Raw genomic sequence first — 8,099 nt, forward strand, 5'->3', positions numbered from 1 at the left:
GACTTTATAAGCGCAACCATTAACTACATTACATTACAAAGGTAACAATAATTTGTCATTTGAAGAAATTTAGAAAAAAGAAAAAGTCATTATGCGTGATATTTTTTATTTAATTACGACATTTATCAAATACAAAAAATCATAGAAGGACAAAAATCTTTAAATGATTTGATTATAAACAAACTTTAAATAGTTAAATTGCAATAATACTATACCATGGTTGTTCTTTACCTTAATGTAATACTACTGTTATATATCTGGTCATTTATCTCCTTTTGTCGGATGCAAAGGTTGCCAAACCTCTTTTAGAAAACGAAAAGTTCAAGCGGTAAACCATTTGGAGCAGTTTCGTCCTCCGTTGGAGAGTAAACAGCTCCAAAACCTTTTCTTATTCATCGGCTTGGCTGAAAACTGCATCCGGCAACGGAGATAAACGACTGACGAAATAATAGCATAAAACAGCATAGCCCCCCCTTAATAAGGCAATTTTATCAATGCTGTTTTCATTCTTTTCAGAGGACTATTATTTTCGACAGAGAGAAATTTGGCAAGCGGCAGATTTCACTCCCTCAAAAATAATAGATTTGAATTGCTGTCCTCTTGCCTTTATTGGAAATTGTAGTACCTTTGTAGTGGCTTGTGCGAACGAGCCAAGCAATGTGGAAAGATGGGAACATCGAACCATCAATAAAGTACCGAAAAGAGGGAAAATACCCTCTACCACCGCTCTTTGAGTGTTAAGAAATAATAAAAAGGTTAAATCTTCACCTTTTAGAATGTACCCCTAAAGGTTATGCCCATATTTCTGACTTATAACTCACAAAATATTGAGTAATAACTGGTTGCAAATACTATAATCTTTAAATTGTTTCTGTTGCAAAGTTACCCTCCTGCGTATTCGCTTTGCTGTATCATAATCACGGATAGCATTACCATTTTCATCTGAATTACCGCAAAGCATACCAGAAGAATTCCGAAATTTTTTCGAACGGTATCTTATCCATCCGGTCATACAAGTCTACATGATTGGCTCCGGGAACGATATACAGTTCTTTCGGTTCGCTGGCTTCTTGATAGGCATCCCTCACTGAAATAGCGCGAATGTGCATGCTCGCCTGCAATGAATAGCACGGGGCGTGGTGAAATCTCTTTAATCATGGCAAACGGATAGAAGTTCATCAATGCCGCCTGACTGGTAAAGCGTATACCTTGATAGCGCGGATGATAGCCACGCAAGGGGTTGCGATAGTAATCGAAAAACTCCTTCTGCACGGCATTGGCATTTCCCAGCAGTTTCTCCGGTGTGCCAAAGCGGATACGTGCTTCTCCCGTTTCTGCTTCCTTCCAACGTTGTTCGGCAACTTCATCCAACAGTTTGCGTCTTTGTTCATCCGTCATCGAATCCCCCAAACCGTTACGGGTGGCACGCCCCATATCATACATGCTCACGGTTGCCAATGCCTTGATGCGGGGGTCGAGAGAAGCCGCACAGACAGAGAACCCGCCGCTTCCGCAGATGCCAATCACACCGATACGGTTGCGGTCAATAAACGGTTGTAGTCCGAGCCAGTCTACAGAAGCACTGAAGTCTTCCACCAATGCGTCGGGCGATACCGTGTGACGCGGTTCTCCTCCACTTTCGCCTTGATAGGAAGCATCAAAAGCCAGAGTCACGTAGCCTCGCCGTGCCATTTCCTGTGCATAGAGTCCGCTACACTGTTCTTTCACAGCCCCGAACGGGTGTCCGATGATGAGGGCTGCATAGTGTTGCGCTTCATTGAAATCCTTCGGGAGGTACATTTCGGCGCAAAGCATGATATCATACCTGTTTTTATAAAAGACCTTACGGACAGTAATTGTCGGATCTGTTTGAAAAGTCTTTGCCGGTTCATCGGATTCAGAAAGCACCATTCCGTTCCGACAGCGTGCCGCCATGATAAGTACTTCGTCTATCTGAGCCTGTGTCACGCCGTTGTGCTTGGCATGGGCAATGTGAGTATTCAACTCATTCTTCACGCCGTCCAACACCGACAAGGCAGCCACAGTAGACAGTTCACGGGTACGCCAGTCGAGATTGTCACGGCTGAATATGTCACCGAACAGATGAGCTTTCAGAAATTGGTCCAATGCCGGAGCAAATGTCAGCACTTCTCCTAGTGCCGGACGACCGAACAGTTTCAGCTGGTTTTGTCCACCGACAACAAACATATCCGAACTCTTTACCGGAGAAGGCTCCCGTCCGGCTTCATCCTTTATGCCTTGTGCTGCACGCTCTTTGGTGAGATTCATCAGCGTAACCAATGCACCCATGCTGCGTGGAAAGCCGCAATAGGCATAGAGCTGGGTAAGTACTTCTTTTTCTTCGCTCACGGTCAGCCCACAGTCAAGTCCTCTGGCAAGGATCACTTTGAGGCTGTCCTGATTGCCACGTGCGGCATACATACTGATGGCGGCAATACTTTGTTCTTTCTTGCTTAACATATTGTTCTTGTTTTGTGCCTGCGTATAAACGATACAGCATATCAGGCAGGCGATGGTTGTAATTAACTTGTTCATATTGCTTTCTGTTTAGTGATGAATTTATAAGAACTTGACAAACGCCGGTCTTTCCAGTCGGATATTTTTTCCCGTATTCTTCAGTAACCCCGTATTTCGGTTTCTTTCGAATATCTGTATGCAGTTGGCATCCCTGCAAACCACTGCCAAATAGCAACCATCCGGAGAGATGGCAAAACTTCGCGGATAAAGACCTGTTGGCTGAAATCCTATTTGAACCAATGTTCCTTTTTGGGAATCAATGGAATAAACAATTATGCCATCTTCTTTCAAGTGCTTGGAAGCATAGAGGAATTTGCCATCGGATGAAACATGGATATCTGCATTTCCCTCTGCAACGAAAGGGTCGCAGACAATTGTTTGTAAACGTTCCAACTTGCCTTCATTATAGGAGAATACAGTTATTTTACCCGAGAGTTCACTGATGAGATAAGCAAATCTGCCATTCGGGTGAAAACATATATGTCGAGGTCCTGAGCCGGAATCCATCTGTATGCGGACTACTCTTGATTCATCCAACAGAGAATGAGCCTTACCTGCTTCCGGTCGTTTGCCTATCGGAAACAGATAGATACAATCTGTTCCCAAATCGGTAGCAAGAAGGAATTTGCCATCAGGTGTAAAGGTCACGCAATGCAGATGCGATTGTTCCTGCCTTTTTTTATTCGGCCCATTTCCAGCAAAACGAATTATTTTTGTATCACGTTGCAACTTTCCTTTCTTATCCTGTGAGAATACCGTGATGCTGCCACCCTTATAATTTGCTGTCAGAACAAAGTATTCCTTTGGACTGAGAGTAATATAAATAGGAAGTTCACCGTCTGTAGATTGCGAGTTAAGCAGAGACAGCAGACCACTTTCCTTATCAAAAAGCAAAGCATTGGCAGTCGAACTTTTCCCTTCATCATCGCCTATGGCATAAATTCGATTACCAGTGCTATCAGATGTAAGGAAAGCAGGATTTGAAATCCCTCTCAGCCCACACGGATAGTCGACATCGGCAGTTTGTCCGTCAAACCGGTACATTCTGACACCTTCTTCGTCTGACTTCATATAACATCCTACCAACAGAAATTTTGCATAAGTTCCCTTATCCGGGACATCTTCGGTTGACCGCGCTTGAATCGTAGTGAAGCTAAGCCATAAGATTAACATGACAAATAAAGCTTTTGGTTTCATCTTATTTACCTTTTTGGTTTCACTTGCAAAATTACAGCATTCACATACTGAAGATTAGACCTCAATCACTGATAAAATTACCACTTTCATCGGGCTTGGACCGGGTTAAATGTTATCTGTGAAAATGGTAAGACAGTCTGTGATTAGGGTTATATGTTCGTTGATTGAATGAACTAACTTTGTCGTCATGGAATAAAATAAATAAGGGATAGAAAAGAAACAGCTGTTCCTCAGACAGCAATGTCAATATAAATACTTATTTTTGTAAAAAACAAAAGGATGGTTATGGGAGATATAACAAGAATAGATACAGTTCAGCAGTACTGCGACCTTTTCGAAGTCGAAGCTCTGCACCCGTTGGTCAGCGTTGTGAATTGTTACGAGGTGCAGCCCATCAGACACTCAAAGAAACTGTACAACATTTATGCTGTGTTGCTGAAAGATACTGACTGCGGTACGATGAATTATGGACGGAGCCTCTATGACTATGAAAAAGGCTCCATGCTGTTTATCGCTCCGGGGCAGGTAATGGGTTCTGACGATGATGGCAGTCTGCACCAGCCGGCCGGATGGGCCCTGATGTTCCATCCCGAACTATTGCGCGGTACTTCCCTTGCACATATAATAAAAGAGTATTCTTATTTCTCATATAATGCCAACGAAGCACTGCACCTGTCAGAACAGGAGCGCAAAGTAGTCATTGAATGTATAAACAATGTAGCAGAAGAATTGAGGCATCCTATTGACAAGCACAGCCGTTCTTTGATTATTGATACCATGAAGCTTCTCCTTGACCGCTGCATCCGCTTTTATGACCGCCAGTTCATTACAAGGGAAAATGCCAACAACGATTTGTTGGCGCGTTTTGAATTGTTGCTCAATAATTACTATCATTCTGCCTTGCCAACGAGTAAAGGTATTCCGACGGTACAGTATTGCGCTGACCAACTGTGTCTTTCCACCAATTATTTCAGTGACCTGGTAAAAAAGGAAACCGGTATGTCAGCAATCAAGCATATCCAGCAAAAAATTATGGATATAGCCAAAGAGCGCATCATGAACACGCAAAAAAGTATCAGTCAAATCTCAGATGAAATGGGTTTCCAATACCCGCAACATTTCACACGTTGGTTCAAGAAGATGGAAGGTTGCACACCGAACGAATATCGCAATGAAATTATAAAACAAGCGATAAACTAACTGGTCTTATCATCATTTATTCGTAGAGTCTCTTACAAATAATACTCTGGATATAACCAACAAAGCAATTAATGAACAACTTTGAAATCTTGAACCGATAAACAAAAAAGTTTGATGATCTCCTGCATACACTTTTCCCATCGGATGAACAGCTGTTGTCCGGTCTTTTTCCTGCGGTAAGTCAGGATTCCGTTCGCAATGTCTCCCTTTTTCAGATAAGCCATGTCCACAAAGGACATCCCCCGTGTGTAAAAGCAGAACAGGAACATGTCACGTGCGAAATCAAGGTGGGGTTTCAGGGACAAGTCCAGTCTTTTGATACGCCTGATATCATTTAAATGAATGGCCCGTTTCAAGGTCTTTTCCACACCTGTATAAACAGACTTGAACAGGTTCCGCTGTCCGGTCAGTCCGTTCTCCACCGCACGGTTGTAGACCGCTTTCAGAATGCGCATGTAGAACGAGATTGTATTGGGTGAGTTCCCCCTGTTTTTCAGATAAGCCTCGTATTCCATGAGCAAGTCAGAGCTAAGTTCGCCAAACAGTATATCGCTACCTTTCATAAAACTGCTGAAACTTTTGAGCGCGGCTGTATAGGTTTCAGAGGTCCGTATCTTTCCCAAACGTTTCAGCCTTACTATCTGTTGCCGGATATAGTCGTTAAACGAAGGTTCTTGTCCGCTGTCATGGAAACGTATGACGATATCATCCGCTGTAAACGGACCGGATTGGCTTAATGTCCTGATAGCCTTTTCCAGTCGGATTTTGTCCCGTCTTATCCGTTCCCCTACCGATAGAAGATAATTGTCCCGTTCCATCCCTGCAGGATGTTGACAGGGAATGACCGCTTCGGAACGTTGGTCCCATTCCGAAGCGAAAAGTTTGTATCCGGTACTGATCTGCCTGACCACACGGTTATGAATCACCTGATAATACAGTGCGCCCTCCCTGCCTTCCGCGGACGAGGACCTGAATTTGGTTCTGATTGTTGCCATAGTGCAGTCATTTTGAATTGGGATTGTCCAGTTGCTTCCTGATTTCCTGTGCCTCCCTGAACAGCCGGTGCGCCAGACTGTCCTTGTAGGCTGCCATTTCATGGTTACGGATGCGGTTCCTGACCGAGTCCTCAAAAGCGGTCACCAGCCTTTCCACACACCGGATCTTTTCCTCGTCCCGCTTGATGGTGAAATGCTTCTCAAGGAAGGCGATGTCGGGATCATCCCCCGGCAGGCAGATCCTGATGGCTCGGTATTTCAAATCGGCATCTTTCAAAAGCCGGTTCGTGCGGTACTGGTTGCAGTTGGTCCAGACGGAAATGATCAGTGCCAGGATCAGTGCTGAAGCTGTCGTTACCACTGCCTTGGATGCGCTTTCCAGACGGTAGGTCACCAGTCTGCGCTCCGGTTCCTTTTTCAGCAGGACCATTCTCTCATCCAGCCGTCTCACTGTCTCCTTTACAGCTTGGCAGTCTTGACTCAGGCAGTATCTAATCTTTTCCATCTCCCCGGCAAACGTTTCGGCAGACAACGGCCAGCCTTCCGACAACCGGACGGTATGGTTACGTACCGCTGCTATTTCCAAGCCGTTTTTCTCCACCGCGGATTGCAGGCGTTCCAGACGGATTTTCAGTTCCGCAATCCCTTCCGGGGAACTGGTCCGGTTTCCAACTGCGGGGCTTGTGCCTTCCACGGGCAGCGTCTCCACTTTCTTCTCGATCCTTTCAAGGCATCCGTAGATGCCTTCCAGATAATTTTCCTCTTTCATCTTTCAAAGTTTTTTGTTATACATATGGTTCACAAACTCCTTCCTTTCCTGCGCTTCTTCTTTCTCCGCAGGCGTTCCGCCTCTTTCTCGTCCTCCGTCGGTGCCACCGACGGCATGAACACGCCACCCGTACCGGTGACTTCGACCAGGTTATCAATAACAGAACCATGACTTTGTTCATGGTACGGTTGCTTTTGGGAAACGTCATTTTCCAGGGACGTGACATGGTTATGGTCCAATGCCGCATCCAGCCTTGACCAGCTGAAACTGCGGTCAATCCCACTTCCCTTGAATGACAGACCGTTCTTTATAAAGCGGATGCCCTGCACTTCATTAGTGTTTTCCTTGTACTTGAATTCCATTTCCACGCCCATTTTTAAGAGCTTATTTTGAAATTCTTTCCATGTATCTGCACTCCTCAAAGCTTCCTTGACCGCACGGTATATTTCGTATTTCACCTTTTCGGAAGCATGCAGCTTTTCCGTTTTAACGGACTGTTTGCCTTCGGAATAGGTGAGCGAATACTTGTCCTTAAGCATTTTTGTCACTTTCTCGTTGCGCTTGAAATCGTTGCTGTCGGAAATCACCTTCCCGTCGAAGTTCACCCGGTTGAAGACGATGTGGCAGTGCGGGTTGTCCGTCCCGTGATGCCTCACCACGATGAACTGCGTGTTCCGTATCCCCATCAGCTCCAGGTATTCCTCCGCCAGCCTTGCCATGAACGCGTCGGTCAGCCTCGGTGCGTCCTCCGGCTTGAAGCTGAGCGCAATGTGCCCCACCGGTTTCGCCACGTCCGGATTCAGCAGGCATTGCCACCGGAAACTGCGTGCCGTCTCCTCCACCGTTCCCAGCAGCACGCCTTCCGAGGCGATGATTTTTGCGTCGTCCTTCTGCGTCACGTAGCGTATGCAGCCGCTGAACGAGCGGCCTTTCCTGATCTTCCCTATCATGAGGCTATCCTCCTTTCGGCCTGTAATCATCCATGATCCGCTTCAGCTTTCCCAGCAGCCCCTCTATCAGCAGCCTTGTCCTGTAAAAGCCGGTCTGGTGCGAGAGCTTTGTCAGCTGGTTCAGGTTGTTCGCCATTCCCGCCAGGCTGCGCAACAGTGCGTTCTCCTCCGGTGTATGCCTTGCCGTAACGGTGGCCGCCAGTGCTGCCTCCCTGATATAGACCGCCAGACTCCGGCCGGACTTCCCTGCCCTGAACCTGAGAGCCTCGTAGCTGACGGGGGAGAACTTCACCGTCACGCCTCTGGTCAATTTACGCGTCCTGCCCAGTGCCGGACGGCCACATTTTTTCTTCATCCCATTCACATCGTTTGTCATATGTTTTTTCTTTTTCGTCCGTACTTCTTTCATTCCAAAATCTGCGACCGGCGGGAGCGGATTTGCCCTCCCAG

At 46.0% G+C, this 8,099-nt stretch carries 6 protein-coding genes and 1 pseudogene; 1 reads left to right on the forward strand and 6 read right to left on the reverse strand.

Annotated features, from left to right (window positions below; translation table 11 throughout):
* Nucleotides 1–947 precede the first annotated feature (947 nt).
* Together QZ135_RS05400 and QZ135_RS05405 are read right to left on the reverse strand one after the other, a co-directional pair.
* Nucleotides 948–2,556, reverse strand: a pseudogene (locus QZ135_RS05400) (carboxymuconolactone decarboxylase family protein).
* A 24-nt stretch (nt 2,557–2,580) separates the two neighbouring features.
* Nucleotides 2,581–3,735: a lactonase family protein gene (locus QZ135_RS05405; protein ID WP_016270711.1), complete on the reverse strand. Its 1,155-nt coding sequence runs from the start codon at nt 3,733–3,735 to the stop codon at nt 2,581–2,583.
* Nucleotides 3,736–4,014: 279 nt separating this feature from the next.
* Between QZ135_RS05405 and QZ135_RS05410 the strand changes: the two genes are divergently transcribed.
* Nucleotides 4,015–4,935, forward strand: a complete 921-nt coding sequence (locus tag QZ135_RS05410; protein ID WP_004295301.1) for a helix-turn-helix domain-containing protein — start codon at nt 4,015–4,017, stop codon at nt 4,933–4,935.
* 68 nt (nt 4,936–5,003) lie between these two features.
* On the opposite strand, the gene QZ135_RS05415 is transcribed toward QZ135_RS05410, so the two are convergent.
* Genes QZ135_RS05415 through mobC form a run of 4 tightly spaced genes read right to left on the reverse strand, consistent with a single transcriptional unit; the run spans nt 5,004 to nt 8,025 of the window.
* Nucleotides 5,004–5,930 carry a site-specific integrase gene (locus QZ135_RS05415; RefSeq protein ID WP_005641960.1) on the reverse strand — a complete coding sequence of 309 codons (927 nt, stop codon included), beginning with the start codon at nt 5,928–5,930 and terminating at the stop codon, nt 5,004–5,006.
* Nucleotides 5,931–5,937: 7 nt separating this feature from the next.
* On the reverse strand, nt 5,938–6,699 hold the full coding sequence (locus QZ135_RS05420; RefSeq protein ID WP_016270710.1) for a hypothetical protein: 762 nt from the start codon (nt 6,697–6,699) through the stop codon (nt 5,938–5,940).
* A gap of 29 nt (nt 6,700–6,728) precedes the next feature.
* Nucleotides 6,729–7,649 (reverse strand): relaxase/mobilization nuclease domain-containing protein, encoded by a 921-nt coding sequence (locus QZ135_RS05425; RefSeq protein WP_005944378.1) that lies wholly within the window; start codon nt 7,647–7,649, stop codon nt 6,729–6,731.
* 4 nt (nt 7,650–7,653) lie between these two features.
* A complete protein-coding gene (gene mobC / locus QZ135_RS05430) occupies nt 7,654–8,025 on the reverse strand; it encodes a plasmid mobilization relaxosome protein MobC (RefSeq protein ID WP_005650044.1) in 372 nt (123 codons plus the stop codon).
* Between the last annotated feature and the right edge of the window lie 74 nt (nt 8,026–8,099).

The organism is uncultured Bacteroides sp., from assembly GCF_905207245.1.
Lineage (GTDB): Bacteria > Bacteroidota > Bacteroidia > Bacteroidales > Bacteroidaceae > Bacteroides.

Excerpts from the sequence above, each read along its gene's own strand:
- QZ135_RS05405 (WP_016270711.1), bottom strand. The coding sequence starts at position 3,735 with ATGAAACCAAAAGCTTTATTTGTCATGTTAATCTTATGGCTTAGCTTC.
- mobC (WP_005650044.1), bottom strand. The coding sequence starts at position 8,025 with ATGACAAACGATGTGAATGGGATGAAGAAAAAATGTGGCCGTCCGGCA.
- QZ135_RS05415 (WP_005641960.1), bottom strand. The coding sequence starts at position 5,930 with ATGGCAACAATCAGAACCAAATTCAGGTCCTCGTCCGCGGAAGGCAGG.
- QZ135_RS05420 (WP_016270710.1), bottom strand. The coding sequence starts at position 6,699 with ATGAAAGAGGAAAATTATCTGGAAGGCATCTACGGATGCCTTGAAAGG.
- QZ135_RS05425 (WP_005944378.1), bottom strand. The coding sequence starts at position 7,649 with ATGATAGGGAAGATCAGGAAAGGCCGCTCGTTCAGCGGCTGCATACGC.
- QZ135_RS05410 (WP_004295301.1), top strand. The coding sequence starts at position 4,015 with ATGGTTATGGGAGATATAACAAGAATAGATACAGTTCAGCAGTACTGC.